Below are 25443 nucleotides of genomic sequence, written 5' to 3' on the forward strand. Positions count from 1 at the left end.
GGGGGCGGTCGTTCGGCGCGTAGCTCCAGATCGCGTTCGTGTTCTACTCGCTAACGCTCGATTATAAATCAGGATCGACGTCTGTCAAGTAATCGAGTTGTAGATCACATTAATTTGTAGGGCAAGGGTTCTCGAAAGCGAGATCGTGAACGCCGGTGTCGCCGCCCAATTGGGCGGCGACACCGCGCTGGCTCGCAGCTACCGCAGCGACGATTTGCTGGCGGATTCAGTCTTCGTCAACGTTCTCGTTGTCCTGTGCTGGAGTCTCTCCTCGTCGCTGCGGACCAGTACGATCATAACCATGAGAAACCCCTTTCGCCCCAGCCGAAACGGTCGACCCGAAAGGCGCCCAGACGAGATTCTGCCATGGTGGGCTCGCAGTCTATCCGTCGTCCTGGGCGTTGCTGCCGCGGTTGTGGGGTCCATCGGCGTCCTGACTTCGGACAACCAGGCCGGCACCGTCGCTATCGTTCTCGTTGGAGCAGTCCTCGTTCTAGTCGGCCTTCAGGGGACGCCGATCGCGGCGCTGCGAAGTGGCGAGCACGCAGTGGACTTCGAGCGACAGTTGACGGCGAAAGTGGTTGAGGATGCTGAACGATCAGCAGCCGAAGACAGCCCAGAGGTCGCCGCAAAGTACATCACGAAAATCCAGCAGATTCTTCCCGATCACGAACGTCGCAGAGTCGACCCGTACCTTTGGGAGTCGCAACTTCGCCTGGCAATTCAGGATCTTGGTTACGAGGTGGAGACCACGCCACACTCGATGTTCTCGGTCGGCCGTCTACTGCCGAATCTGATCATTTTCGATGCGAATGGCACGATGCTTTCCGTTCTCGCTAAGCATGCTGACGGTGGGAGCATCCCGAACACTTGGGTTTGGGGGAAGTCCCGGCGATGGCAAAGGACGTTTCCCCAGAGGCCCTTCGTCTTCATTACTTCCGAAGAGATCGCGATGACGCGCACTCTTTCTGCAAGACTAGAGCAGGTTGATTCTCTCGTTGGATTGACACAATGGTTGCCGAATTCTACTTCGTCTTCGCTGTCGACGTTTCTTTCAAAATCATTTAAGAGGTCCCTTCGGATGATTCGGAAAGACCGGCAATCAGAAAGGTAGACCTTGATCGGCTTAAAACCGTGGCAAAACCTGTTCTGCTAGCTACTGGCGGTGCATAAAAGAATCCCGCCGGGGTCATGCCCCCATGCGGGTCAGATCTGGGCTCTGATCAGGTGTTTCTTTGGGTTCTGATCTCCCCTGCCGCTGCCTCGCGGCGCCCTAAGGGGATCCCTATCTCTGTCCTAAGTGTACCTCCTGATTCTCCGATGATTCTGCTTAGCTTTTTTGAAGCTGATTCGATTGTAGCGCATCAAATCTGATCCCGCAAGGCCCATCTCGAATTGTCTTTTGATCTGCGGCAACGGAACTATTTCAAATTTTTTCGCTCGAGTCTTGACACTCCCTGAATTGCTCGACATTGTGGATATAGAAGCCGAGGGCGACACAGTCACCCAGAGCTCAAGGGACGCAAGGCGAACCGAACCGACTAGGACGGGTGACCGGCCGGGGTGAGGGGAGACGAACCGACCCGTGTTGTTTGAGAACAGAACAGAGTGAGTGAAGCCAAGGGAGCTTGGACCGCCGGCCTTCGGGCAGGCGGACGCGGACAGGGGCCGCGTGTAGCAGCACGCGACCCCTAGCGATCCGGGCTCCCCCAAACGGGAAGGATCCCAAGATGAATCAATCCACCATGGTACCGGTTATCGATGTCGTCCGCGAGCTGGGCGACGAGGCCCACTTGTGGGGGCCGCAGTACCTCGGATCGTGGTCGTGCGGGTACCTCAGTACACGCGCGATCGAAAAGCTGTTGGAGGCGCTCGACGGTGAGAACGCCGGCGAGGTCGACTTGTTGGATTACTCGTTGCTGGTGCACTCGTGGGGCGATGGCGTCCCGCAGGGTGCGGCGGAGCGGGCGAATGCTCGCTGGGTCGCGGACAAGTTCGGTGATTATGTCGCCTTGAGCGACGACCGTGAGGGGGACCTCCGGGTGAACTTGACCAGGTCGATACCGGTCGAGCTCGCCGAGGTCATCACCAGCGGGTCTGACTACCCGCTACACGATGACGAGTATCTATCGCGTCTCGAGGACGAGACTCGGCGTGAGTGCTGGGAGGAGTTCGGACGTGAGGCGTTTAGGACGTTGATTCTCTCAGAGTTCGGGAAGATTCCCGAGTCTAGCGATCGGCTTTACCTGGACGACGTTCTAGAGGTTTTCGACGCTATGGACGTCCTCGAGGTGAGCCTAGACAAGTGGTTTGACCTGCACTCAAAGCATGTTGAGTGTTATTGGATTCAGGAGGGCGCTTCTTCGGGAGCTTGGCATGGTCTCGAGGCGGTCGCGGCGCGTGTAGCGCGCATGGTTGCTGAGGTTGACGCCTTGCCGTAAGGGTTGGGCGGGGCGGCCAGTCGGCCGCCCCGGTCGCCTTCGTTCGTGTGAGCTTGAGTGAGTCGGCCTCGCCGGCGCGCTCGTGCTTCCGCGAGCTGCGGAGGTGGTCGCGGAGAGGGTTGGAGCCTCCCCGCGACCTGCACAAATACCCACGAAAGGTTTTTATTGTGCAAGACCCAACGATACCCGAGTGTCCGCAGGAGCTCCCCGAAGAGATCTATTGGGCCGACGTTCCCGAGTTCGCTGAGGGTGAGCCGCGTGTCCGGATCGCTGTATCCGCTTTTGGTGGCGGGACGGTCGGTAAGGCCTACGCCGGTCAGACCTGGGCGTATGCGGTCCTGATCGATACGGACAAGTCTCCCGAGTGGGTCATCACTGGCGATGACTTGCGGTCTGGCGCGATGCCGGCGACGCATGAGGAGATGGTGCGGACGCTCGCGACCTTCCTGAGCGCCGATGGCGAGCATGTCGCCGGCGGCGCTTGTGAGGGTGAGTGTTCGGAGCGGATCTGTAACCAGTACGACGAGCCGCAACGCGAGTTCCTCGAGGCGAACCGGGAACGGTTCGCCCTGTTCTCCGCCTAGCCGTGTGGGGTTGACTGGTCCGCCCGCGTAAGCGGGTGGGCTGGTCGTGCCTACATGGCAGCGGCCCGGGCGTGTTGCCGGGGCCGTTCTCGGAGATCTGAGGAGGTCCCAGAGTGGACAACGTTTTCACTGTTAATCAGACCCCGGACGGGGTTCACATTGCGATGGATCTGAACGCCTATTGGGAGGCGGTCGAACGTGCCCGTCGGGTATCGGTGATGTCGCTGCGGTCGGAGTGCTCGGCGCTCTGGTACTGGTGCGACACTCCGCCAGCCGCGTTCGTGATCGAAGACGGGCAGTTTCGCCCGAAGCATGTCTATAGCGGGTTTGTGTGGCTCGCGGTTCCCGGTTCGTTGGTGGACGACGAGACCGGGCCGGAACCGGCTGACGTTGTGGAGCGGTTCGAGTCGCTACGTGACGTCTGGACGGAGAACGGTGGTCCTGCCGTGCAGTTCTCTACGGGTCCTGACGCGGCCGGCCTGTTCGTCAACGCGAACGCTGACGTTCCGGCCCGCTGGGCGGCACATTGGCGTGAGCTCCACGCGGAGCACTGCGGCTGTGCCGCCGCGGGTGACGTGGGGGTGACGTCGTGACTGGTGACGTACAGGCTGACGTGCTCGCTGATGTTCGTGAAGGCGCACACGGTGACCATGGTTGGCTCGCCGCGGCCGCCGTGCTGGATTGCCCAGCCGGGCGCCGCTGGTTCGCTGATGACGCGCTCGAGCGGTGGGCGAGCTTGGACCCGAAAACGGGTCTATGGCGTGCCGACTGGAGCAAGGCGGCGCGGGTGGCTGGTTCGCTGCCGGTGTCGTCGGGTGAGCGTGCGGTCATGCGGACCGCGGCCGCGTTGGCGCGGTCGAAGCCGGTAGATCCATGGTGGCTGCGGTCCCTTGACCTGGCCACGTCGTCCGCGGTCGTGGCCGGCGTGGCGATCCTGACCGGGATTGCTACGGCGAATAACTGAATAGTCCGAGGGTGTCGGGCGGGGTGCCACCCGCCCGACACCGGAAAACCAAATCTGAACAACAACGAAATTTGCAGAATTGGCAGGTTGATTATGCCAGATCATGAGGTGATTACCTCGCCGCGTTGGCTCTGGGAGGTCCCGAGCCACGGCGGCGACAAGGTCCCGATTCAGATCGGGGTGCGTGCGATGCGCCCCCGGCAAGTCGAGTACCGCCACGATGTTGCGCCCGCGGGTGGCGCGTGGTGGTGGGTGACCGTCTTTCAGGACGGGACAGGGCTCCGGGTCGCTAACGACCATATGACTGAACCGGTGTCGGCCGAAGGCGTCGCCGCGCTCCACCTGAACCGATACGCGAACATCGCGAAGGCTTACGAACAGGGCGGCGAGGCGCTCAAGTGGGCGCGTAAAGCCGTCTCTCCGGCCATGTTCGAGTTCTGTGTATCGCACGCGCTGCGGTTGATCGCTGCGGCGGACGGTCCCGGCCTCGAGGGACCCCGGACGGTCAAGTTCCTCAACGACCCGGCTTAGTCGGGCCCCAGCGGGGCGGACAAGGGTCCGCCCCGCCCTATTACATCAATTCATGCGCATCACTGATAGCAAGGATATCGATATGGCTACTGCAACCAAGCCCCGTAAGTACTCCGTTGCGAAGACCCGCCCAGCCGGCGGGAAGACGAAGAAGGCGCGTAAGCCATCGTGGAAGGAGGACATAGCCCGTCTGGACGCGATCATCGAGAACGAAGCGACTTCCGAGGGCGAGCGAGAGAACGCCAAGGCCCAACGTGCGCGGTTGGTGCAGAAAATCGAGGATTGGAAGAACGAAAAGCGCGCCAAGGAAACCGAGGTGCAAGACCAGGTATCCGAGTTCCTCAACTCCGATGATGCCTGGTCAACCGTGGTGGACATGGTCACCGAATGCGGCGACCTTCGCCGGTTCTCCCTGGGCAACCTCTCCATGATCCTTGGACAGGCCGAGGCCCGCGGCACGAAGCCGCGCGCGCTTTACACGTTCAAACAGTGGGCGGCGTTGGGGCGGCGAGTGGTCAAGGGCTCGAAGGCCTACGCGCTGACGATGCCGGTTATCGAAACGGTCACCGTGACCGACTTGAAGACTGGTGAGACCTCCGAGCAGGAACGGCGGTCGTTCCGCATCGTCCCGAAGTGGTTCGACATCGCGGACACTGAGCCGGTGGGCAAGGCTAAGAATGAAAAGGACGGTGGGAAGCGGGAGCCGTTGGCGCTGCCGGCCTCACCCCTGGACACCCTCATTTCCTACATCGACCGCGCCGGCTGGACGGTCGACCGTGCGCCGGCCGAGGAAATCGGAGACGTCACCACGGTTGACGAGGCCGTCGAAACAGTGACCGTCGCGAACGATATCGACTCGACCAATGACCGCTATGAGGTGCTACTAGGCATGCTGTCGGCACTTGCTACGCGGCTCGCGGCCCAGTCGTGGGAACGGATGCGGGCGGCACGAGCCGAGCTCGACGACGCCAAGGAGAAGAAAGCAACCGGCGAGGCGCCGACGGAGTCGAAGCCGCAACCGACCCTGTTCGACATGTCCGCGGTCTGGGGATAGAACCCTAGGCCCGTTGATGGTGGGGGAAGGCGGCCACCCTCCCCCACCCATTTCCCAAACCAGCTAAGCAAGTTGATCAGGAAGGATCACCGTACCATGACCAGCACAAACCCCACCAAGTCCGGAAGGGTCGTGCATCCCGATTACGGCGCGTTCTCGTTCGCCTGGACGGACTTCCCCGAACGGGAGCGGACGGTCTATGAGATCCGCGGGCCGCGCGTGTCCGGTCCGGTGACAGTCGAGTTCAAACCGACCGCCTGGAATGACTCAGAGATCAGCCCAGACGTGGGAGAACTCGTGTTCACGCTAGGTCGGCTGCGTGCGGAGTTCACGACCGACCCGGCCAATCTCTACCCGAGGCCGGTAGACCTGGCCGGACAGCTCTACGTCAACGGGGCCGAACTCCCGTCTCGGGACTCGGTCGCGTTGGAGAAGCTGCAAGGCGCCTATCGGCTCGGAACCTATGAGGCGCTGTATGGTGACGTGCCGGTGAAGACACGAAGGAAGGTTGCCGCGGTGTTCGAGTTCCTCGGCCGGCACTGGCTCACTCGAACCGAGATCACCGGGCCGATGCGGGCCGCGCGGGCGTGCCGGGCGATCCGGTCACGCCAACGGGAACGGCGCTGGGAGATCGAACGTATCCGCCGGCAACTGCGAGAACAGCTCTGCGTGATCGTGGAGCGGCAAGAGGAGATCGCCGAAATGGAACTCCAACGAGCCCGGTTCGCCGAACTCGCCGGTCTTGATCTCGATCAGGAGGGTCTCTAGTCGACTAGGTTGAGGCCACGAGCGAGTTCGCATCTCATCAGGTCTCCAGGTGGGTGCGGATCTTCGTGGCGGACTCGCGGGCGTTCACCACGGCGACCGTCAGCGGCGAGTACAGGACCCGCTCGGACAGGTGCAGGGCGGCATTCGCCTCGTTCTGCTTCGTCAGGTGCTCCTCGGCGGCGGCAAGGGCGGCCTCGACCTTGGCAAGTTCGCGGAGGACGTCGGCACTATCGGGCGCAGCCTTGCGGGCGGCGTGGTGGTTGATCGCGCCCTGGATCTCGCGGCGGTGCTGCTCGGGGTCGGTGTTGTCGTCGAGCCAGTGGGACTGTTCGGTGGTCATCGGGGCTCCTCAAAGGTGGGACGGGCGACACTGCGCAGCTTCTCGGCTGCCATCTCGATGGCGCCCATGTGGTCATCGGTGAACGAGCGGAGTCGCTCGGAGTTGGTGATGAGGTCGGCGGCCTCCTCGAACACGAAGGGGCGCGCCACCGAGACGATGTGCCGCCCGCGGGCGTCGCATTCGGTGCAGGGCTCGCCGGGCTCGTGGAACGGCAAGTGGAAATCGCGGATCTAAAACGCCGGCGCACCCAGCTCGCTGAGTGAGCCGGCCTCGATCTCGGGACCTAATCGACGAGGCCAAGTCCTCGGGCGAGGTCGCTGCCTTCCCAAGTAGTTGCGCCGGTGGACCAGATCGCAGCGATGTTGAGCTTAGAAAGCAGCTCCACATAAGCAGTTCCGGGATTCTCGGAGAGCGCGGCGACGAGCTCAATGTCCTCGTCTGGTTCATGAAGGAAATGGTGGTACTCGGCGAGCTGCCCGATCGACTCGCGAATTCCCAAGCGAGGCCGGCCGGATGGGAAGACCTTTACCTCCACGAGAAGGTCAGGGCCGTTGTCTTGGTGGAGAATAAGATCCCGTGGGTGCACGTTGGTGTTGGGGTCGAATCCACGGGCCTCCGTCCACGGCCCAAGGCTCTCGATGAGTTTCTCATGAGAATTGCTCCGGGTCTGCTCCACTGCCTTGATGTGGACACGGTAGTCAGCCGTGTTCTTGGGCTTGAACCGACGTGGCTTCTCCTTCTTCCTGACCTTGGGATCACGGGGCGGGATCTGCTGGGAACCCTCACGGAGAGCATCATCCATGACGTCTACGGCCGCGGAATACAGTTCCAAGAATCGATCGATCTCCGCCGCGATTGCCGAGTCAGAAGGCATGTCGTCAAGGGACCATGTGCGCCCGTAAATACTCGCCGCCTCGTATTGCGGCAGCTTTCCGCCCTTGCCAAGCTTGATAGCGGGCTCGAGGCCAGTGGTGTCGAGGTAGAGCTGCTCTCGGATCGTTGCCGCTTCTTGTCGAAGCAGGTCGTTCGTGCTGGGGGCCATGGACTTGGCGCGTTCCTCGGCCTCCGTAACGGCTTGAATGAGAGAAAGAGTGACCTCGGTACGGTCCTCATTGAAGAGAAACACGACGTAGATGCCTTGGGTAGCCGTTTCTGTGACATCTGGATGGAAGATCGCAACCCAGAGGCCAATTGGTAGGCTCCCAACTCCACGGCTGCGTCCGGTCGTGTACTGGCCTGAAATGAGGGCCGAGATGCGATGCTCGAGGTCGATCAAGTTCTGAAAGATTACCTGGTCATGGCTGCCTCGGTAGTCGTAGTCAGCTTTTCTGACCTGTTCGAACAACTCGCGGATCATGCGTGCCCTCCATCCTGTCTACGGACTACGGATCGTAGCGCCCGCCGGCGACATGAACGGAGGCAGTAACACACGTCTCAATAGAGTATTCGTCCCGATCCAAGGCCCCCATGAGCTCGTCTTCGGTCGGACCCGCTCGATACAGGTGGGCGGCCACCGCCGCGAGGTCCTCCACGATCCTCGGTTGAGATTCCCGGCCCTGATTCGAGGCGTGGAGCTTCCGAATAAACGCGCGGAGGAGCGTCAACAGCTCGGGAGCGGCCTCACCTTCGGCCTGACAAGCCCGGTCAAGTCCTTCCCGCAGTAGCCGCAGGTGTTTGCGAATGGAGCCTTTATGGGTTGTCCGCTCGATCGCCCGGATGGCGTCTTCGATAAGCCGGTGAGCATCCTCCCTCGTGAACTCATCGTTGGAACTTTTCGGCGCCCAGTTGAGCACGGTTTGGGCTGGATTCGGCTGGCTCATTTGTAGCTCCAGGTCGCACCGGTGCCTTTGTACTCCTTCACCGGGATCGGTGACTCGCCGGCGGGGAGCCGGTCGAGGCAGAGGATGCCGTCGAGGTGGTCGATTTCGTGGGCGACCAGGCGGGCGAGCCCGTCGTCAAAGACGGTGATGTGCCGCTGCCCCTCAAGATCGACGTGCTCGACGTGGATCTGGCGGGGCCGCGGCACTCGGCACCGGACGTCGAAGAACGACAGGCATCCCTCGTATTGGAGGTCCGTTTCCGAGCTGGACTCGATGATGGTTGGGTTCAGGAGCACGATCGGCTCGGGCTTGCCGGGCTGGTAGACGACGGCTGCGGCGTGCGCAAGTCCGATTTGAGGCGCGGCGACGCCCATGCCTTTCGCGAAGTCATGGACGCGGGCGATCTCGGCCGCCGCGGCAGTGAGCTTGTCGATCACCTCCATGGCGGTTTTGCGATCGTCAGGGAGCTCGAAGTGGCCAGCCTTGGACGACAGGATCGGGTCGGGGTGTTGAACCACCCCGAGGAGCTCATCGTTTCAGATGGTGACGTCATGGCTCTATTCCTCGTCTGGTGCTTTCGCCGTGTCCCAGATGAGGACGCCATCGCTGTCGAAGTCGTCCGCCGGCCATGCGAGTGAGATGGGCGGGTTCGCGCCGTCTGCCCACCCGGGAGGGAAGAGGTTCAGGGTGTGGGCGTATTCGGCCAGGGCGCGGCTGTCGAGTTCGTCGACCTTCGCGCGGAGCTTGGCGTCAAGCTCTGGATCGTGCGTCACTTGCTGACGTTCGAAGTCAATCATCGATAATCGCCTCTCCCGTGCCCTCGTACTTGCGTCGGGACATGCTCCCGTCCTCGTGGACGCTCCAAACATACAGGATCGCGCCCCGGGGAATGATCTTTGGAAGGTTGATGTCGCAACGGTAGGGATCGGCACTTTCCTTGCCGCACGTTGGGATGTTCAGGTAGACGGCGGCCTCGTCGAGGCCGTGGCGGCGCATTGCCGCCGCCGCGTCGGTCTCCGCATGCCACGTCGTCGTGTAGTGTTTGTCCGACTTCCAGGGCTCGTTCAGGTCAGCATGGACGGGACCATGCCCCTTACGGTACGGACGCAGCGGTTGATCATTGAGCTGGGCTCCGTCCGGCCCATACAGGTGGCCGCAGGCTGATGTCCGGCCCGCCGAGTTCTTCGGCCACCCAAGCTTCCGAACTTCCCCGACGGCATCGCGGTTCGGTCGGGCCGGTTTGAACCCATCGATCCGCCGGACTCGCGCGACTGCTGGACCGCTCCCAGGAGATCCTGGATCGGCCGGGGACGACGTTCCGGCCAGTAAACCCATCGCCTGCTGAATCAACGCCAGCGCTTCATCAGTAATCTGTCCCGTGGCCGTGATCTGCCCGGCGGTCTCCTCAAGCACCGACTTCGCTTGTTGAAGCCCGCCAGCCGATTCGGTAAGCTTCTCGGCCGCCTGCCGTGCAGGCTCGGCGTCGATGACGCCGATCGTCTCGAGCATTGAGGCGGCCTCGTCGGTTGTCGCCTGGCTGTTCTGACTGGCGTTCAGCGCCTCATCGACTTGCTGGATCAGGGCATGCAATTGGCCGGTAATCTCTCTGATCCGGCCGCTGGCGTCCGTGGTGGCGTTTCTGGCATCCTCGAGCGAGCTCATACTAATGGCTTTCCAATGAAGGGGCACGCCGCTCGGAGCCTACGGGGCGTAGGGAATATCGTCAAGGCCAGTGCCGATTGCCTGGTGGCGAACGGTGTCCGTATCAGCTAGCTGGGTCTATTCGTGGTTCTGTCGGATTCTCGTCAGGAGAGAAGCTGTGACCTGTTACGTAGTCATCAAATCACACGTGGCGATATCCAGAGCTAGAGGGCTCCTAGGCGAGGTCCAGGCCGAATCCTACCGGATCGGTGCATTTGACGTCGCACAACGTGTGCGACACAGGGGGTTCATACGTGCGGCTTACTTGGAGTGCGCCCCATATTCCACGAGACGACGGAGTCTTAACGAAGCCAGCGTTATGAACATAGACGAATTCGAAAAAACTATATCGAGTTGGGATAAAAGCACCCAGCATGCCGGCAGTGTCCTGAAATCCCTTAATGCCATTAGAAAATTGATGCTGAATGCTCTATATCGATTTCAGCGGTATTTTCGCCAACGAAAGAACAGGAAGCGGCCAGGAAGAACAGGACGTCAGAATCGAAAATCCCCACTCTCAATGGCCGATCTCTGGGAATCCCTAGTTCTTATCCGAGATGCGACGCCAAGCACATCAGAAGTTGCACATAGAGCGCTCGAAAATGCTCTTACAAGGCAGCCCGAACTATGTGCATGTGCTGTCGAATCAGCTCGCCTGTGGTTCCACTATGCGCCGGCGGATAAAAGTACTATAACTGCGGATGATCAGGCTCATATGGAGATTAGGCAGGACGCTCTTGCCTACATCCTTGATCCCGATTTCAGAGAGCATACAGGGAGACGCGACCTCAGAATACAGCGCTCGAGCACAAGCGATCTTACCATTGAAAATGTTCAACTGGCGAACATAGAGCTGCTCAAAATCTCTGATTCTGGGGATATTAATCTACATAATCTCCATGTGGAAGGAGACCTCATAATCAAGGGTTGTAGCGCCTTTCATGAAATCGTGATTACAGGAGGTAGCATTTCGGGATCTTTGATTATTACAGAAATGGAGTGTCGAACAATCCGAATTCTGGACACGGCCGCAGAAAAGATTCTCATTAAAGCAGCTGAACACGCATGGCATGCCCCGGGAGTAGAATGCATCCAGCTCAATACCGTAATGGTCGAAGAGATAGAAGTCTCTGCCACTCGAGTCGATCGTATCTTTGTGAACGCATCTGCAGGTGATCTTGAGCTATTTGATCTCCATGACGTAATGATCGGGCGAAAGGTGGTCACTCGTGGAGTAAGCAAAGACGATCTGCTACTCACCGACGTTCAGTGTCATGACGAGGCTATCGAAAATATCGACCTCCCGAGCGACCTTAGATTCTCCAAGGACCACAGTCCCTACGATGGCTACGTTTGGATCTTGCGATTACATCGGCCGATCCGTCTGCTGCACTGTCACAATGCATCCAGAAGGTCACGTGCACCTTCTTTCAAGACAGCAAGAGCAACGGAAGTTCCCAATCCCGCCGGGTCGAGTGCCCCGGCGGGCTCAACCGCCGTGAGCTCCTTCTTGCCGTCGTAGGAGTAGACCTCTCCGCGCAGGTGGAGCTCCCCGTCGTCGTCGAACCAGGCATGCCCGCCAATCGGGGAATGACAGCTGCCCTGCAGCACATGGAGAAACGTCCGTTCAGCGGTGGCGATCTGCCAGACTGTCGGGTCGTTCAGGGGCGCAACCGCGTCGAGAGTCTCCGTGTCGTCTTCGCGGCATTGGAGTGCGAGGATGCCGGCGCCGACCGGTGGGCACATGACCGCCGGGTCGATCTGTTCGGTGATCACATCGGTGCGGTCGATCCGCTCGAGCCCGCACACGGCAAGAATGAGCGCGTCGGCGTCGCCGGCGTACAACTTCTCCAACCGGCGGTTGGCGTTGCCCCTCATCGGGACGCATTCGAGGTCCGGGCGGTGCGCGGCGAGCTGAGCGCGTCGTCGTACCGACGAGGTCCCGATCCGGGTCCCTGCGGGGAGCTGGTCAAGCGTCAGCCCGGCGGGGTGGATGAGGGCTTCGTGGATGCTGTCGCGGGTCATGTAGCCGGCGATGGTCATTCCGGCAGGGACGGGGATGTCGCCGGGCATGTCCTTGAGGCAGTGGACGGCAAGATCCGCGAGGCCGGCGGCAAGGGCGCGGTCCACCTCTTTGATGAACGCGCCCTTGCCGCCCTTCTCTCGAAGATCTCCCATCCACCGGTCACCCGTCGTCTTGATCGGGACGACCTCGACCTCCACGGCCGGGTTCACGGCCGCGAGATCCCGGCGGACTCGCTCGACCTGAGCGAGAGCCATCGGGGAGGAACGGGTGGCGATGCGAAGGAGATTAGAGTCCATAGATGTCAATTTACTCTCGTCGCGACGAGGATCCCGGACGCCCACCGCATCGGAGTGGCAACCAAACCGTCCACCGGCCAGCGAGCGAGGAACTCGTCCACCCGCGGTTGATGATCCTCCGGCCATGTCTCCTGCGGCAAGAGGTCGTCCACGATGTAGAGGCCCCCCGGTGCCAGGAGCTCGAGCGCCTTTTCCAGGTGAAGGAATTTGCCTGGTCGGCAGTCGACAAAAATCAAGTCATAGACGACGTCCGTGGCTGCTGCGTGTGAGGACAGCCAGGTTGCGGCGTGGGCGTGCTCGAATGTCACCCGTTCGTCGGAACCAAGATGGTCCTTGGCCACCGCCTGGACGTGCTCGTCCACTTCGACGGTGGTGAGGTGTGAGAGCGCGTCCATGCCCGCGAGCATCCAAGCGGTACCGGCACCCACGCCGGTGCCGAGCTCGAGGAACCGCCCGCCGGGCTTCGAAGCGGCGAGCGTGGCGAGGAGCCCGCCGGTGCCGGCGTCGCACGACATCCGGAAACCGATGTTCCAGGCTTCCTCGATGATGGAATCCAGTTTGTAGGGCATGAAGTCCGGGCCGTTCTTCATCGCACCGTCACCTCGTTCAACGTCTGAGCGACCGTCTCGGCCGCGAACGTGAGGATGCTGTCGGCTCCGAGACGGACGAGCATCTCGTGGTACTCCACCGTCGCCGCCGTCCCCATCGCCTCGAACGCAGTCCATTCACCCGAGGTGGAGTAGGCCGTCAGCGGCCTCATGTGGGCCATGCGGATCATGAAGAGTGCATCAGTCGCGGTCATGACCGGCTGGACGGTGAGCGCGTCGGCGCCCTCACTGATCCAACGGTTCGCGGCCTCGAGCCCGGTCCGCCAGGCCTGCCCTGTCTCTAGTTGAAGCCCGCGCCGGTGGCCGGTCGCCGGGTCGGTGTCCATGACCTGTTTGAAGGGGCCGTAGAGGGAGGTCGTGAACGCGACGTTCGGATTGACTGAGACGTCTTCGAAGTCCTCGCAGTCCAGGATCGCGCGGATCTCGTGGACCGAGCCGTCCAGCATGGCCGTGGGTGACACCGCATCAGCACCCCACTGCGCATGGCGGTAGGCCAGTTCCGTCAAGAACCTGATCGTCGCATCGAGATCGATCCGGCCATCCGGCCGGCGAAGCACGCACTCGTGCGAGGTCGTCCACCCGCACCCGCACACCTCCGTCGTCACGGCCATGTTCTCAGCCGTCGCCTTGACCGCCTCGATCGTGTGGCGCATCGTCAAATCCTCCAACGCCTCGGCTGCGTCAGCGGAGCGGGAGGTGCCGACCGTGAAGATCTTGACGCCGGAGATACCGAGGCCTTTCCACCGGCGCACGAGCGCCGGGATACCGGCGAGTGTCGTCGCGCCGGGAAGCGCGACGTCCGCGTCATTGGTGAGGACGAGTAGCGGCGCGGAGAGGTGGCCGGGGGTGAGGGCGGTGTGGTTGTAGAGGCCCCTGATCGCCTGCCGGGCGCGGGTCGGGTTGACCCCGTCGCGCATGCCGGCGTAGGCAGGGAAATTGAAGGCGCCGGCGCGCGGCGCTGGGATGGTAGTCATGGCACTCCTCATGAGGTCGTATTTCATGTGGTGCCACAGCCATCCGGGCGTGCTCCCAGTCCACGGCCATAAGACAGCCATGGTGAATTCGGTTCAGGGGCACGGTTCCCAACGCGCCCAAGTATATCGGCGATCACAGAGTCCGTGATCAGGTTGTTTAAGTTGAATATACAGCAAGGTGTGCAGTAGCTTCTAGACGTGGGCGAAGTCCCCATCTTGAGCTCCGAGCTCGAAGGCTGTAGATTCGTCGGTCGTAAATACCTGGACCAAATCGCCCTGGCGCAGCGCAAACAAGCCGTCATCCGAAACTCCAACTTCGAACGTCGAAAGGCTTCCGTCTTCAAGTTCGAATCGTTCCCAAAGGGCCCGCTCGAGGCGGAAGGCCCCCTTGGTCGGATGAGTGATGACGGCGGTCCCGGCGGCTGGTTTGGTAGCGACTGAGCCGAGGTCAGCATGAGAAGATCGGTGCCGGAGACAGAGGGCAGACAAATAGCCGCGCCGGGCAAGGTTGACGAAGGTTCGTGCCTCCTGACGGAGAACCTCGATCACGCCAACATCAGGCAGGACCGAGTCACCAATAGCTGCGTAAGATCCTTGCACAGCAATCATGTAGCAGTTCGAGCCGCCAGAGCCATTGCTGCGGTTGCTCTTCACAAATCGTGCATCGGCCCAATCGCAGACGGTAGTTCTCATCGCTCTACTTCCTTAACCATCCGATCGATGAGGTCAATTGTACGCCGCTCATCGAGGCCAGTGCCGGTCCACATCCTGTCAAAGATGTCAACTAGCTGATTACAGTCAGGCGTTTCGGCAACCACCGCTCCAAGTGGCGTCTCAACGTGAGCGATGGTAGGCCAAGCGTCAGAGAGCTGGAGGATCGTGAACCCGGTCGTGCTCGCGAGCATGTTGTGCAAGCCCGAGTTGTACGGTAGCAGTCGCAGGCTGACGTTGTCTCGTTCGGCCAGCGTGAGCAGGTACCGAAGCTGATCCCCAAATACTTGTACGTCGACGCCATCGAAACGCTGGTGGAGGACCGCTTCATGCAGTAGGAATCGGCAGGCAGGCGCGTCGTTACTGAGCAGGCGACTTGCTCGACCCATACGAATTTCGACGAGTTCTCTAACCTTCGATGGCGTGCGAGGCTCTGGCCCACGGCTCAGGAGGGCTTCGGCATAGCTCTCGACCTGGAGCAGGCCAGGAATCACGGAAACCTGAAAGTCGTCGATTACTTCCGATTTCGATTCAGCCCAAACATAATCGGCAAAGTCCTGCACATCGATCAGAGACTCGACCCAACCTCGAGAAGCCACATCTTCCGCGAGCGACAGAAGCTTGCGGCGTTCCTCAGGGTCGCCAACACTGTACATGTCCAGCATGACTTGTAGATGTCGCGTCGACACAGGGTAAATGCCTCGTTCGTAGTGACTGACTGTCCCAGACGAGCATTCGAGTCGCACGGCAACTTGCTTTGCGTTGAGGCTCTTGTTCACGCGGAGGTCCTTGAGCTTGCTGCCAAGCCATCGAGCCCGCCATGTCGGCTGCTTTGGTTCTGCCACGTGTGCCGCCCTCCTCTGAGTGCAATGATGTCGTCTGACCGAGTCTACCTCACTAACGTAGTTGAAATTTCAACAGGCATCGTCTTGACAAGACTCGAAGTTTTGGTCCAGACTGTTCATACATCAGCTTGACTGAGTTGATTGCTTCCTTCTGGATGGTTCATCCGTGAAGGGCATCGGAGTCTGTTTTCGCGGCTGAGGCTGACTTGGAGATCGGCTGTACCGAGAGCGGAGATCAAGGCAGTCAAGTGGAAATAGAGCGGCCCACCAGAGAGCTTGGAACCTTGCTGGTGGGCCGGTAACCACGCAAGAACTAGCTGAAAGGAGTCTCGCGTGGGCACTACCATCCTACAGTTCAACCCCGCCTGGGCTCGACTGGAAAAAGACATGGCGATGCACGTCCCGTACAGGACGATCACTGGCCGGCTCCGGTGTCTGGAGTGTGGCAAGTCCTGGCGGTCTGAGCTCGGGTGCCGGCGCCGGGAAGCGTTGGTGCGGCGGATCTGGCGCCGCGCTGACGGAACCCGCCTTCTGCACCTCCGCTTCACGGCGAATCTAACTCGCGACGACATCAGCTTTCTGCAAGCCTGGATGCCTCGCAAGGACATGACCGCGGTTGTGGAGCACGACACTCTCCCTGTCACCGTCGACCCGACTTCGCGTTCCGGTCGCCGGAAACACCGCTCATCTCGCCGTGGTCGCCTCGCGACCATGGTGGGGTGGCCCTGGTGAACCCCGCAGCGATCGTTATCGGGATCCTTGTCTTCATAGGTCTCGCTGCAGTCACTCCCGGTTCGGGCTACCGGATCAAAGTCGCGATCGGCGCCCTGGCCGTTCTCGCGGCCCTCGCGGTCATCGCCTTCGACTACTACAGTCTGGGGGCACTACTGGTATGACCGGCCTTTTCATCATCTCAGGCGCCCTCGCGCTGGTCCTATTCGCTCTTGCTGCCGCAGTATGCGTCTTGCTTGGGCTCGTGTGGCGGATCTACCGTCATGCCATGGGCCGAGACTGGTACACACGGCTGATCAGCGATCCGCGCCTGGTGAGGGAGGTCGACCGTGAACGGTAGCTCTCCTAACCTCGAGCTCGCACCTGGGGCCGAGCCTGTCGGCCAGCATGCGGCCGCCGACGAGGGCGAGTCCCAGTCAATCCGGTTGGCGTCGTTCGAGTTTCTTGGTCGCCTCGTTCAGATCGTGACCACGTCGCCCGGAGAGGCTGACGTGAGCATGATCGATAACGCCGGCCACGGCCATGTCATCGCCTGGGCCAAATGGACCGACGCGGGGTTCCGTCGGCTGGACATGTCGGACGACCCCTATCGCCACAACCTCATCCAGGCCAACTCTCGCCTGCAAACAGACCTTGATCGGCTGGCGCGGATCACGATCGACGTGTCCCTGTTCGGCACGGCCATGCCTGACGAACTGGTCGACCGAATCGCGATCCATTACCGGCGTCCCCAGCGGCGCTGAGCCGCTGGGGACGCCGCTCCTAGACCTTATTCACTCCGTGGGGTGCAGGGGCGGCGGGGAAGTGGCGTGCGTTTTACATGGTCCGCACGGCCGCCGCCCCTGCCTCTCACTCCGTCAAGGGGGAAGCACCGTTATGAGCCTTATCGACCGGTCACTGGGTGATCATCGGCGCCTGATTGCCGCGATCGACACCGACCGCGGGACCGGGATCCACGTCGTCATCGACACCCGCGATCCCCGGTCCGCCGACCTCTACGAGGTCGACGGCCTGGCGTCCTCGCTGGTGTCGGCCGAGGAGTTCAACACCTACCTCCTGGGGAAAACCGGGCAGATTCGGGACGTCGGCACCGCCCAGGCGACCGTGGACGAGTTCTCACCCCTGATCGTGAGCGCGGAGACGCGGTCCTTGCTTCTCGATGAGGCTGCGGCCGGGCTTGCCGCATGGCGAGCCCGGCACCACTCCAATCAGACCTATTCACCAGGGCAGACACCATGACCAGACCTGAACGCGCCAGCCGCTACGCCCTCCGACCGGTTCCCGCCGTCGCACGGCGCCTCTGCTCCGGGGTCGTCGCCGGCGGCGAATTCGTCGCCTGGCTCGACGAGCAGACGCGGACGGTCTACTTCACCGACCCGGCCGACGAGCAGCACGGGGTCGCGTTCCAAGCGAACTGCGATTTCTGGTTTGAACCGCGCGTGTGGTTCCACCGCGCCGACCTCAAGCCCGAGGCCCAAATCGGCGACGTGTGGGAGTACGTCGGCGAAGTCAAGGACGCGGTCGCTCATCTTGTCCGCCCCTACCTAGAACGAAACGACGAATACCTATGACCAACACACTCGACCACTCCAACAATCTCGGCTCCGTCGACCTCCTCGGATTCGTGGAACTCGATGTGACCCGCGACGACCACGACACAGGGACGCTGTCGTTCAAAGGCGTCGCCACGAACGTGAAAGTCGGAACGTGGGAGCGCCACCCCAACGCCACGGTCACGCTGCAACTGAATCCGGAGGTTTTGACGGCCACGTTCGGCGCTCTGCCGGATCTCGAAGTTCAGATCGCCGACCTCCTGCGCTCCGCCGCGCCGGCCGCGTAGGCGGCCAACCCGAATTGAAGCTCCCCGGACGCTGTTCCCATGGCGTCGCTCGCTGGGCGTCCGGGGTCGTGGTGGCGGGTCCTCCCAGACCAATAGTTCGGCCCGCCACCACATCCACCCTATCCGGAGGACCACGTCATGAAGACCATCTCCAAGACCACCCTCGTCGACCTCGCCCCCTACAGCACCCGGCCGACGCCGGCGAAAATCATCTACGACCAGGCCGGATCCGGCGACCACCTCGTCATCTGCGTCCACGGGCTCGGCCTCGACCGTTCCCAGTTCGCCAACGTCCTCGCCGGCACCACGCCCACCTATACGACGCTCGCTGTCGACCTCCCCGGACACGGGGCCTCGCCCCGTCTCGATGAGCCGGAGTCGATCCTCACCGTCTACGCCAACATCGTCCGCGGCCTGACCGTGAACTGGGTCCCGAAACGGCTCACCCTCGTCGGCGCCGGCATGGGGTACGCCGTGGCCGCCGGGGCCTCCCGGCGCCGCAGCGACGGCGAGGCCGCCATACCGTCGCGGGTCATCTCGATCGAGGGCAATGTCTACGGTGAAGACTGCGCCGCCATATCCCGGCGTGTCTCTGGGACCGACGTCGACGACTACCTCTCCTACGACCACGACAAAATCGGCCTCGACCTCGCCGCGTCCCTTGACCCGGCCGACCGCCACCGTGCCCGTACCTGGCCCGACGCCGACCCCCTCACCCTCCACGCCGCCGCCTCGCAATTGGTCGACTGGTGCGACGACGAGTTCCTCCGCCGCGAGACCGAACGCGTCTGCCCCGCCTACCTCCACGGCGAACACGGACAGCCCTCCCCGCCGGGCGTGCGCCGGTTCTACTCCGACGTCCACACTGTGCCCCAAGCCGGGCACGCCCCGCTCACCGAACAACCCCGCTATGCAACACCCCTGGTCTGGCAGGCCATTCGCCAGGCTTGGACGATCTGAAAGGACAGAGGCCATGGACAGCACGACTCGCGACTGGATGGGCCGAGTCAACTCGGCCACCAAATACCCGAGCATCCCCTATTACCACGAGATGGACGACCGCGGCCGGTACACCGACGTCGTCGCCACCCCACTCAGAACCGACCTCTCGCGCTTGGTCTGCACTGAGAAAGTCGACGGGACCAACGCGAGGATCATCATCCACCCGGGCGGTGACTGGCAGATCGGCTCCCGCACCGAACTCCTGGCAGCTAAAGGAGACCGCCTCTACAACCCGCATGAGGGCATCGCCGGCCACCTCATCGACCAGGCCGAAACCGTGGTGGAGGCGGTCCGCGATTCCGTCGGTTCTGTCCACGCCGCCCACAAAGTGACCGTGGTCTACCTCGAGGTGTATGGGCTCGGTATCGGGGCCGGGTGGCGCAACTACACCGGCGACAAGCACGCCGGCGGCGCACGGATCTTCGATATCGCCTCGTTCGAGCAAGACATCCTCCTGAAGAACCGCGAAGAGATTGCGGAGCTCCGCGGCGATACCGGCCGGCACCTCCACTGGGCTACCGTCGACCGCCTCGCCACCCTCACCGAAGCATTGCCGTTCGACATGGTCCCCGAGATTGAACTGCCGTCACTGCCTCCGGCGGGCTGGCGGGAGACCGAGGAATGGTTGCAGGAGCTCGTCCCGTCCACTCACGTCGCGCTCGACGGCGGCGCGAAGGGCCGGCCCGAAGGGGTTGTGATCCGTCATCGTGACAGGTCCACGATCACCAAATTGCGTCTTAAGGAGTACGCGGCAACTCGTAGGCGCCTGGCCGACGAGGACGGGAAGCGAGACCGTGCCAAAGCCTAGAACTCCTATCCCGCAACAGCACGTCATCGGAGTCATCGCCACGACCTGCGGGCCGGTGGCTATCCTCCATTACGGGTCAGATGCGGAAGCGGGATCCCTGATTCTCGCGGACGCCTCCGGCGCCCGCGGTGTACCAATCGGCACGTTCGCGTGCACCGGACGCCACCGCGTGAGCATCCGGCTCACCTCCCGATGGCCGGGCCACTCCACCGCCTCCGCACTGCGCTGGCGACACGACATCCTCCGCGCGGTCAGGCTCTTCCGCCAGCGTGAACAAAAAGCACGATACGCACTAACAGCGAAAACCGCGAAGCCTCGCCTCCGTGCAGGGTAGCCACAAGGGGCGGGCTCGTGCCCGCCCCTGAAGTCACCATCACGCCGCCGGCCGGCGGCCGGCGACCGTGGCATGGGTATTCATCTCCACCCACGCCGCCACGTCCGCAGGGTGATAGCGGATCCCGCCCACCGCGCGCACCCACGGCGGCCCGATGCCGCCCCTCCGCCACCGCCGCAACGTACTCACCGACACCCGCAACCGCACCGCCACCTCCTGATCCATCAACAACTCCACAACATCAGAACCACTGCCCTGCAACCGCATCGCCTCCCACCTGGACACTCAGACAGTTTGTGCAAATCAAGAAACTAGTCTACCATGGTGTGCAAATCAAGAAACCCTGTTGAGGAGGCCCACCCCTTTGTCGCCCCGCATCCCTCACGCGTTCACCATCCACGGACCCCGCCGCGAGGACCTCGACCTCGACGGGCTCGCCCTGTTCCTCAAGATGATCAACGAAGAGGAGAACCCGAACCACGATGCAGACCATGCTTAAACCACGGCTCGACCTGGACGAGGAGTACCTTGTCGGGTTCACGCCCTACGACTACGATCCCGACGCGCCGGTCACCCGCGCCGGCGTCCCGGTCAAGGGCTACGGCGTCGCACTGCTGCGCGTGTCGACTAAGAAGCAATTGCAGACCGGCGCCGACGAAGAAGGCGAGTCGATCAAGACTCAGCGCACCACGAACATGGAAGCCGCGGCCCGGGAAGGGATCATGCTCGTCGGCGAGTACCTCGAGCCAGGCGATTCGGGAACGAAGATCGCCAAGAGGCCAACATTCCGCAGCCTCCTCAAACGCATCAAGACCATCAAAGACCTCCAGTACGTAGTCATTTGGCGTCGGAACCGAGTCTTCCGGAACATGGAAGAAGCCTCGGTGGTGCGGCTCGACTTCCGCAAGCGGGGCGTCACCCTGTTCTCGGCGACCGACCACACCGACGAGAACACCGCGGCCGGGCGCCTCCAGGCGAACATGATCGACGCGTTCAACGCCTACCAGTCCGAGTCCTACGGCGAGGACGTCAGAGACAAGATGCTCGGCAAGGCCCGGCGCGGCGGCATGCCCGGCCGCGCCAAAATCGGGTACCTCAACGCCCGAGCGGTCAACCCCTTCGGCAAGGAGTACCCGATCGTCGAAGTCGACCCGGAACGGGCACCGAAGATTCGCGCTCTGTTCTGGGAGTTCGCCACCGGCCGCTACTCCCTCACCAAGGCCCACGCCTACGCCCGTGACGTCATCAAGCTCAGGAACCGCCCCAACGCCAAGTACCCGCTCGGATCCGTCGTCTCCCGCGCACAGATCGGACGGATCCTCCGGGACCAGACCTACATCGGTCTCGTCGTCTACAAAGGCGAGGCCTACGACGGCGAGCACGAGGCGATCGTGGACGCCGAGACGTTCAACCGGGTCCAAGAGGTCCTCGACCTCAAACGTCGCGGCACCCGCTCCCGCAAGTGGGACCACTACCTCAAAGGCCTGCTGCGGTGCGGGAAATGCCGCAACCGGTTCGTTTTGGAGACTCCGAAGTCGAAAACAGGGCGAATCTACATGTACTTCCGGTGTATGGGCCGCCAAAACCACGAATGCGACATGCCCTCGGTGCCCGTCCAGGTCGTGGAGAAGCTCGTAGAACAGCACTACCATTCGATCCGGCTCACCGCGGCGGAGACCGAAGGGCTCCGCTCCCGCCTCGACACCGCCGTGGCGAAGCACGAAGAGATCAAGACCGCGACCCGCAAAGAGATCAAGAAGGAGCTCACGAAACTCAAGAACAGCGAGAAGCAGTACGTCGACCTTCTCGGGCACCCCGACTGGCCGGCCGATCTCCTCACCGAGAAACTCACGAAAATCAAGGCGGAGAAAGCCGGCCTACTCCAGCGACTCGAGAACGTCGCCCAGGAAGCCTACGACGCCGCCGCCGCGAGAGTGCGCCGGCTCATCGACGTGTTCGCCGACCCCTACCGGCTCTACCGAGGGCTCGAGGAGGCCGACCGCAAGCAGCTGAACAGCCTCATGTTCGAAGACCTCTTCATTGACAACTCCGGGCCGCAAGCAGTCGTCACCGCCAGCTCCACGGCCACGGCAGTGAAGCCGTTCGCTGAGTTCGCCAGCTCCCAGACATGGGAGGACCAAAACAAGAAACCCCCGACACCTTCAGGTGTCAGGGGTTCAAATAAGACGTCTATGGCGGTCCTGACGGGATTTGAACCCGCGACCTCCACCTTGACAGGGTGGCGAGCACTCCTAACTGCTCCACAGGACCATATGTTCACCTTGCGGTGTTTTTTCGCGAAGGCGGCTTGCCTTGCGACCCATTATTTATAGCAAGCCCCTTCCTGTGCCCTGCGTCTCCCCTCGGTTTTTCGCCGAATACGGCTTCTACCAGTAATTCCAGTCACTCGTCGGATTCGCGGACTCGGTGCCATCGCGGGCTTCCGCGGCCTCTGCCTGGGATTCCTTCGGGGGGCTAAGGCGGCGGTCACAGAGACCCCTCTATCGGCCCATGCAGAGGTCTGGTATAAATGATGAAGCGCGTCAGCGCCACGCAGAGAAATCTGTCTGGTCCTGTGGAGCAGTTAGGAGTGCTCGCCACCCTGTCAAGGTGGAGGTCGCGGGTTCAAATCCCGTCAGGACCGCCGAACAGTGAAAACCCGCGATCCCAATGGGGTCGCGGGTTTTCTGTTTTCTTCCCGCCGTCCGGGGACTCCACCGGATATCCCCCATCGTCACCGTTCCCACCTGGGACGCCATTGGCGTGTGCCGGGTACGCTCTGCGTGTTGACCACCCCGCCCCACCCCTTCTGCGCCCACCCCGGCTGGAAAGGAACCTCTGCCCATGGCCGACACCCTGAAAATCGACCCCGACGCTGTGGAGGCGGCCGCGGAGAGCGTCCGCTCCGTGGCCGAAGAACTCCAGGAGGACAGCCTGAAGACCACCTCCGACACGTCCAACGAACTGGCCGGAATCGACATCGGTCAGTTCGCCTTCCGGGAGGGGCTGACGGCGGCGACGTCCTTCTGGTCCCGGCGGACGGCGGGCTTCGGCGAACGCCTCGTCGACGGCGCCGAGTTCATGGAGGCGAACGCGGCCAAGGCCCGCGAGATCGACGAAGACTCCGCGCAGGACTTCGTCGAGCTGGAGGGCGCGCTCGCGGTGGGGGAATACCGCCGCGACGACTATTACGAGGCCACCGGCGCCGAGCGTCCCGCGCCGGCGCGCCCGGCCGACGGCGGGAGCGTGCCGGTCCGATGAGCTCCTCCATCACCTGGGAGACCCTGCGGGACACCGATTTCGGCGCCTTCGAGAACGCCGCCGACCTGTGGTCGAAGCACCTGCAGAACAACGGCGAGATCGAAGACCGCCTGCTGCGCGACATAGCGCCCCTCAAGGACGACGACAACGACGAGTTCGACGGCGATTCGGCGGACGCCGCCCGCACGTACTTCCGCCGCAACGCGGACCGGTTCGCCGCCGACCTGGAGTACGCCGAGAAGATCAAGACGAACCTCTACGACGCCGGGGAGTGGTTCGCCGAAAGGCAGACCGACCTCGGCGACCTGATCTCGCGCGCGGGATCCGACATGACGCCGGGCGGCGGTGTCGGCGCCGAGGAGTTCATCGTCGACCAGGGCGTCCTCGACCGCCTCGAAGAAGAGGCCGCCTCGGATCCCGAGGCGGAGCGGGAGCGCGACGAGTTGATCGAGAAGGCCGAGACGCTCACCGCCGAGTTCCGCGAACTGCTCGACGGCGTCCGCGAGTACGACGACGAGCTGGCGGCGACGTTCCAGTCGATCGACGACGAGGCGCCGTCGCTGGAGAAGAAGCTCTCCGACCCCTCGTACGCCGACTCGCTCTCCGACGAGATGGGCGACAAGGCCCGGGAGATGGCCGAGAGGCTGGAGAACGGGGAGGCCACCCCCGCGGAGGTCAACGAGTGGTGGGATTCGCTCGACGACGCCGAGCGCCAGGCCCTCGCCGACGACCACCCCGGTGTCATCGGCGGGATGGACGGCATTCCCAGCGACGTGCGCGACACCGCGAACCGGGAGACCCTGGGCCGTGAGATCGAGGACCTCGACGGCGAGATCGAGGACCTGGAGAGCGAGCTGGAGAGCCTGGAGTCCGAGGGCGGCTGGCTCGACGACCTGGGCGACAAGGTCGGCATAGGCGACGGCGACCGCGAGGACCTCCGCGACCGGATCGAGGAGCTGCGCGAACGGCGCGACGGCCTGGAAGGGCTGCAGGACAAGATCGAGGACCCGCACCGAGTCCCGGACGGCCCCTCCCAGGACTTCTTCCTGATCGACTACGAGTCGGCCGGGGACGGGCAGGCGGTGGTCTCCATCGGCAACCCGGACACCGCCGACAACGTCAACGTGTACGTCCCGGGAACCGGCGCGGACCTGGCCGGAGCGTCGGACTTGATCGACCGGTCGCAGTCCATGGCCAATGACGCCTACGAGGCCGACAGCGGCGCCGAGACCGCCAACGTCATGTGGCTCGGCTACGACGCCCCCGACAACGTCGCGCCCTTCCAGAACGGCGCAGGAATCAAACCGGAGGCGGCGTTCCAGGAGTACGCCGAGGACGGCGCGAAACCCATGAACTCCTATTTCGACGGGCTGAGCGCCACCGGCCGGGACGACGCCACCGTGACCGCCACGGGCCACTCGTACGGGACGACGGCGATCGGCATCGCCGCCCGCGACGAGGGGCTCGACGTGGACAACATGGTCTTCGTCGGTTCCCCGGGCGTCGGCGTGGACAAGGCCGAGGACCTGGGAATCGACCCCGGCAATGTATGGTCGTCGACGAACTCGGAGGACGTCATCCAGTACTCCCCGGAGTTCCTCCACGGCACCGACCCGATCTCGGACGAGTTCGGCGGGAACACCTTCCACAGCGACGCCACCAGAGGCAGCGGTGTGACGAGCGCCCTGGAGAACCACTCGGCCTACTGGGACGAGCGGAACAGGTCCAGGGACAATATGGCGAACATCGTGACCGGGCAGGAAGAGAAGGTGGGCCGGTGAAGAGGCTGACGCGGGCGCTGGC

General features: G+C 62.6%; 30 protein-coding genes, 2 tRNA genes and 1 pseudogene. 19 read left to right on the top strand and 14 right to left on the bottom strand.

Features of this window, described 5'->3' with window-relative positions:
• Positions 1-145 precede the first annotated feature (145 nt).
• From ACFTE1_RS20635 to ACFTE1_RS20670, 8 genes are all read left to right on the top strand, one after another.
• Entirely contained in the window at positions 146-1114 is a 969-nt protein-coding gene (locus ACFTE1_RS20635) for a hypothetical protein (protein ID WP_380617807.1), read from the top strand.
• A gap of 616 nt (positions 1115-1730) precedes the next feature.
• Positions 1731-2441 (top strand): hypothetical protein, encoded by a 711-nt coding sequence (locus tag ACFTE1_RS20640; protein ID WP_380617806.1) that lies wholly within the window; start codon positions 1731-1733, stop codon positions 2439-2441.
• A gap of 167 nt (positions 2442-2608) precedes the next feature.
• Positions 2609-3025: a hypothetical protein gene (locus ACFTE1_RS20645; RefSeq protein ID WP_380617805.1), complete on the top strand. Its 417-nt coding sequence runs from the start codon at positions 2609-2611 to the stop codon at positions 3023-3025.
• 113 nt (positions 3026-3138) lie between these two features.
• The gene (locus ACFTE1_RS20650) at positions 3139-3618 is read left to right on the top strand and encodes a hypothetical protein (protein WP_380617804.1); all 480 of its coding nucleotides are present in this window, start codon (positions 3139-3141) and stop codon (positions 3616-3618) included.
• Complete coding sequence (locus ACFTE1_RS20655; RefSeq protein ID WP_380617803.1) at positions 3615-3989, top strand: hypothetical protein; 375 nt, start codon at positions 3615-3617, stop codon at positions 3987-3989. Before ACFTE1_RS20650 ends, ACFTE1_RS20655 begins: the two co-directional genes overlap by 4 nt.
• Positions 3990-4082: 93 nt before the next feature.
• On the top strand, positions 4083-4520 hold the full coding sequence (locus ACFTE1_RS20660; RefSeq protein ID WP_380617802.1) for a hypothetical protein: 438 nt from the start codon (positions 4083-4085) through the stop codon (positions 4518-4520).
• 52 nt (positions 4521-4572) lie between these two features.
• On the top strand, positions 4573-5574 hold the full coding sequence (locus tag ACFTE1_RS20665) for an ArdC family protein (protein ID WP_380617801.1): 1002 nt from the start codon (positions 4573-4575) through the stop codon (positions 5572-5574).
• A gap of 96 nt (positions 5575-5670) precedes the next feature.
• Positions 5671-6342, top strand: a complete 672-nt coding sequence (locus ACFTE1_RS20670; protein ID WP_380617800.1) for a hypothetical protein — start codon at positions 5671-5673, stop codon at positions 6340-6342.
• A gap of 37 nt (positions 6343-6379) precedes the next feature.
• On the opposite strand, the gene ACFTE1_RS20675 is transcribed toward ACFTE1_RS20670, so the two are convergent.
• The 12 genes from ACFTE1_RS20675 to ACFTE1_RS20730 all read right to left on the bottom strand — a co-directional run bounded on the left by ACFTE1_RS20675 (position 6380) and on the right by ACFTE1_RS20730 (position 15663).
• Positions 6380-6682: a hypothetical protein gene (locus ACFTE1_RS20675; RefSeq protein ID WP_380617799.1), complete on the bottom strand. Its 303-nt coding sequence runs from the start codon at positions 6680-6682 to the stop codon at positions 6380-6382.
• Positions 6679-6897: a hypothetical protein gene (locus tag ACFTE1_RS20680; protein ID WP_380617798.1), complete on the bottom strand. Its 219-nt coding sequence runs from the start codon at positions 6895-6897 to the stop codon at positions 6679-6681. Before ACFTE1_RS20680 ends, ACFTE1_RS20675 begins: the two co-directional genes overlap by 4 nt.
• A 68-nt stretch (positions 6898-6965) precedes the next feature.
• Positions 6966-8039: an MrcB family domain-containing protein gene (locus ACFTE1_RS20685; protein ID WP_380617797.1), complete on the bottom strand. Its 1074-nt coding sequence runs from the start codon at positions 8037-8039 to the stop codon at positions 6966-6968.
• Positions 8040-8064: 25 nt separating this feature from the next.
• Positions 8065-8502: a hypothetical protein gene (locus ACFTE1_RS20690; RefSeq protein WP_380617796.1), complete on the bottom strand. Its 438-nt coding sequence runs from the start codon at positions 8500-8502 to the stop codon at positions 8065-8067.
• Positions 8499-9020 (bottom strand): peptide deformylase, encoded by a 522-nt coding sequence (locus ACFTE1_RS20695; protein ID WP_380617795.1) that lies wholly within the window; start codon positions 9018-9020, stop codon positions 8499-8501. The genes ACFTE1_RS20690 and ACFTE1_RS20695 overlap by 4 nt, the downstream gene beginning before the upstream one ends.
• A 39-nt stretch (positions 9021-9059) precedes the next feature.
• Positions 9060-9275 carry a hypothetical protein gene (locus ACFTE1_RS20700; RefSeq protein ID WP_380762845.1) on the bottom strand — a complete coding sequence of 72 codons (216 nt, stop codon included), beginning with the start codon at positions 9273-9275 and terminating at the stop codon, positions 9060-9062.
• 16 nt (positions 9276-9291) lie between these two features.
• Entirely contained in the window at positions 9292-10164 is an 873-nt protein-coding gene (locus tag ACFTE1_RS20705; RefSeq protein ID WP_380617793.1) for a DddA-like double-stranded DNA deaminase toxin, read from the bottom strand.
• A gap of 1434 nt (positions 10165-11598) precedes the next feature.
• Positions 11599-12525, bottom strand: a complete 927-nt coding sequence (gene hemC / locus ACFTE1_RS20710) for a hydroxymethylbilane synthase (protein WP_380617904.1) — start codon at positions 12523-12525, stop codon at positions 11599-11601.
• A gap of 5 nt (positions 12526-12530) precedes the next feature.
• Positions 12531-13115, bottom strand: a complete 585-nt coding sequence (locus ACFTE1_RS20715) for an O-methyltransferase (RefSeq protein ID WP_380617792.1) — start codon at positions 13113-13115, stop codon at positions 12531-12533.
• Positions 13112-14107 (bottom strand): hypothetical protein, encoded by a 996-nt coding sequence (locus ACFTE1_RS20720; RefSeq protein WP_380617791.1) that lies wholly within the window; start codon positions 14105-14107, stop codon positions 13112-13114. The genes ACFTE1_RS20715 and ACFTE1_RS20720 overlap by 4 nt, the downstream gene beginning before the upstream one ends.
• Before the next feature lie 192 nt (positions 14108-14299).
• The gene (locus tag ACFTE1_RS20725) at positions 14300-14800 is read right to left on the bottom strand and encodes a hypothetical protein (protein ID WP_380617790.1); all 501 of its coding nucleotides are present in this window, start codon (positions 14798-14800) and stop codon (positions 14300-14302) included.
• Positions 14797-15663 carry a helix-turn-helix domain-containing protein gene (locus tag ACFTE1_RS20730; RefSeq protein WP_380617789.1) on the bottom strand — a complete coding sequence of 289 codons (867 nt, stop codon included), beginning with the start codon at positions 15661-15663 and terminating at the stop codon, positions 14797-14799. The genes ACFTE1_RS20725 and ACFTE1_RS20730 overlap by 4 nt, the downstream gene beginning before the upstream one ends.
• A gap of 719 nt (positions 15664-16382) precedes the next feature.
• Here ACFTE1_RS20730 and ACFTE1_RS20735 point away from each other — a divergent pair.
• From ACFTE1_RS20735 to ACFTE1_RS20765, 7 genes are all read left to right on the top strand, one after another.
• Complete coding sequence (locus ACFTE1_RS20735) at positions 16383-16559, top strand: hypothetical protein (protein ID WP_380617788.1); 177 nt, start codon at positions 16383-16385, stop codon at positions 16557-16559.
• A gap of 165 nt (positions 16560-16724) precedes the next feature.
• A complete protein-coding gene (locus ACFTE1_RS20740) occupies positions 16725-17138 on the top strand; it encodes a hypothetical protein (RefSeq protein ID WP_380617787.1) in 414 nt (137 codons plus the stop codon).
• Positions 17139-17271: 133 nt separating this feature from the next.
• Complete coding sequence (locus ACFTE1_RS20745; RefSeq protein WP_380617786.1) at positions 17272-17634, top strand: hypothetical protein; 363 nt, start codon at positions 17272-17274, stop codon at positions 17632-17634.
• Entirely contained in the window at positions 17631-17966 is a 336-nt protein-coding gene (locus ACFTE1_RS20750; protein WP_380617785.1) for a hypothetical protein, read from the top strand. The genes ACFTE1_RS20745 and ACFTE1_RS20750 overlap by 4 nt, the downstream gene beginning before the upstream one ends.
• Positions 17963-18235 (top strand): hypothetical protein, encoded by a 273-nt coding sequence (locus ACFTE1_RS20755; RefSeq protein WP_380617784.1) that lies wholly within the window; start codon positions 17963-17965, stop codon positions 18233-18235. Before ACFTE1_RS20750 ends, ACFTE1_RS20755 begins: the two co-directional genes overlap by 4 nt.
• A 138-nt stretch (positions 18236-18373) precedes the next feature.
• Positions 18374-19195 carry an alpha/beta fold hydrolase gene (locus tag ACFTE1_RS20760; RefSeq protein WP_380617783.1) on the top strand — a complete coding sequence of 274 codons (822 nt, stop codon included), beginning with the start codon at positions 18374-18376 and terminating at the stop codon, positions 19193-19195.
• Positions 19196-19208: 13 nt separating this feature from the next.
• The gene (locus tag ACFTE1_RS20765; protein ID WP_380617782.1) at positions 19209-20045 is read left to right on the top strand and encodes an RNA ligase family protein; all 837 of its coding nucleotides are present in this window, start codon (positions 19209-19211) and stop codon (positions 20043-20045) included.
• Between the two features lie 373 nt (positions 20046-20418).
• On the opposite strand, the gene ACFTE1_RS20770 is transcribed toward ACFTE1_RS20765, so the two are convergent.
• Positions 20419-20664 (bottom strand): helix-turn-helix domain-containing protein, encoded by a 246-nt coding sequence (locus ACFTE1_RS20770; protein WP_380762848.1) that lies wholly within the window; start codon positions 20662-20664, stop codon positions 20419-20421.
• A 206-nt stretch (positions 20665-20870) separates the two neighbouring features.
• Between ACFTE1_RS20770 and ACFTE1_RS20775 the strand changes: the two are divergent.
• A pseudogene (locus ACFTE1_RS20775) lies at positions 20871-21965 on the top strand (recombinase family protein); the annotation flags it as partial.
• A gap of 607 nt (positions 21966-22572) precedes the next feature.
• Here ACFTE1_RS20775 and ACFTE1_RS20780 read toward each other — a convergent pair.
• Positions 22573-22650 (bottom strand) — tRNA-Asp (locus ACFTE1_RS20780).
• 298 nt (positions 22651-22948) lie between these two features.
• On the opposite strand from ACFTE1_RS20780, the gene ACFTE1_RS20785 reads away from it, so the two are divergent.
• The 3 genes from ACFTE1_RS20785 to ACFTE1_RS20795 all read left to right on the top strand — a co-directional run bounded on the left by ACFTE1_RS20785 (position 22949) and on the right by ACFTE1_RS20795 (position 25421).
• Positions 22949-23023 (top strand) — tRNA-Asp (locus tag ACFTE1_RS20785).
• Positions 23024-23223: 200 nt separating this feature from the next.
• Entirely contained in the window at positions 23224-23640 is a 417-nt protein-coding gene (locus ACFTE1_RS20790) for a hypothetical protein (RefSeq protein WP_380617780.1), read from the top strand.
• On the top strand, positions 23637-25421 hold the full coding sequence (locus ACFTE1_RS20795; RefSeq protein ID WP_380617779.1) for an alpha/beta hydrolase: 1785 nt from the start codon (positions 23637-23639) through the stop codon (positions 25419-25421). The genes ACFTE1_RS20790 and ACFTE1_RS20795 overlap by 4 nt, the downstream gene beginning before the upstream one ends.
• Positions 25422-25443: the final 22 nt, after the last annotated feature.

It is taken from the genome of Salininema proteolyticum, from assembly GCF_042685645.1.
GTDB classification, from domain to species: domain Bacteria; phylum Actinomycetota; class Actinomycetes; order Mycobacteriales; family Micromonosporaceae; genus Salininema; species Salininema proteolyticum.

Coding starts and splice junctions, on each gene's coding strand:
- ACFTE1_RS20725 (WP_380617790.1), bottom strand. CDS start 14,800: ATGAGAACTACCGTCTGCGATTGGGCCGATGCACGATTTGTGAAGAGC.
- ACFTE1_RS20765 (WP_380617782.1), top strand. CDS start 19,209: ATGGACAGCACGACTCGCGACTGGATGGGCCGAGTCAACTCGGCCACC.
- ACFTE1_RS20715 (WP_380617792.1), bottom strand. CDS start 13,115: ATGAAGAACGGCCCGGACTTCATGCCCTACAAACTGGATTCCATCATC.
- ACFTE1_RS20750 (WP_380617785.1), top strand. CDS start 17,631: ATGACCAGACCTGAACGCGCCAGCCGCTACGCCCTCCGACCGGTTCCC.
- ACFTE1_RS20745 (WP_380617786.1), top strand. CDS start 17,272: ATGAGCCTTATCGACCGGTCACTGGGTGATCATCGGCGCCTGATTGCC.
- ACFTE1_RS20795 (WP_380617779.1), top strand. CDS start 23,637: ATGAGCTCCTCCATCACCTGGGAGACCCTGCGGGACACCGATTTCGGC.
- ACFTE1_RS20675 (WP_380617799.1), bottom strand. CDS start 6,682: ATGACCACCGAACAGTCCCACTGGCTCGACGACAACACCGACCCCGAG.
- ACFTE1_RS20720 (WP_380617791.1), bottom strand. CDS start 14,107: ATGACTACCATCCCAGCGCCGCGCGCCGGCGCCTTCAATTTCCCTGCC.
- ACFTE1_RS20660 (WP_380617802.1), top strand. CDS start 4,083: ATGCCAGATCATGAGGTGATTACCTCGCCGCGTTGGCTCTGGGAGGTC.
- ACFTE1_RS20665 (WP_380617801.1), top strand. CDS start 4,573: ATGCGCATCACTGATAGCAAGGATATCGATATGGCTACTGCAACCAAG.
- ACFTE1_RS20760 (WP_380617783.1), top strand. CDS start 18,374: ATGAAGACCATCTCCAAGACCACCCTCGTCGACCTCGCCCCCTACAGC.
- ACFTE1_RS20670 (WP_380617800.1), top strand. CDS start 5,671: ATGACCAGCACAAACCCCACCAAGTCCGGAAGGGTCGTGCATCCCGAT.
- ACFTE1_RS20705 (WP_380617793.1), bottom strand. CDS start 10,164: ATGAGCTCGCTCGAGGATGCCAGAAACGCCACCACGGACGCCAGCGGC.
- ACFTE1_RS20790 (WP_380617780.1), top strand. CDS start 23,224: ATGGCCGACACCCTGAAAATCGACCCCGACGCTGTGGAGGCGGCCGCG.
- ACFTE1_RS20690 (WP_380617796.1), bottom strand. CDS start 8,502: ATGAGCCAGCCGAATCCAGCCCAAACCGTGCTCAACTGGGCGCCGAAA.
- ACFTE1_RS20640 (WP_380617806.1), top strand. CDS start 1,731: ATGAATCAATCCACCATGGTACCGGTTATCGATGTCGTCCGCGAGCTG.
- ACFTE1_RS20685 (WP_380617797.1), bottom strand. CDS start 8,039: ATGATCCGCGAGTTGTTCGAACAGGTCAGAAAAGCTGACTACGACTAC.
- ACFTE1_RS20755 (WP_380617784.1), top strand. CDS start 17,963: ATGACCAACACACTCGACCACTCCAACAATCTCGGCTCCGTCGACCTC.
- hemC (WP_380617904.1), bottom strand. CDS start 12,525: ATGGACTCTAATCTCCTTCGCATCGCCACCCGTTCCTCCCCGATGGCT.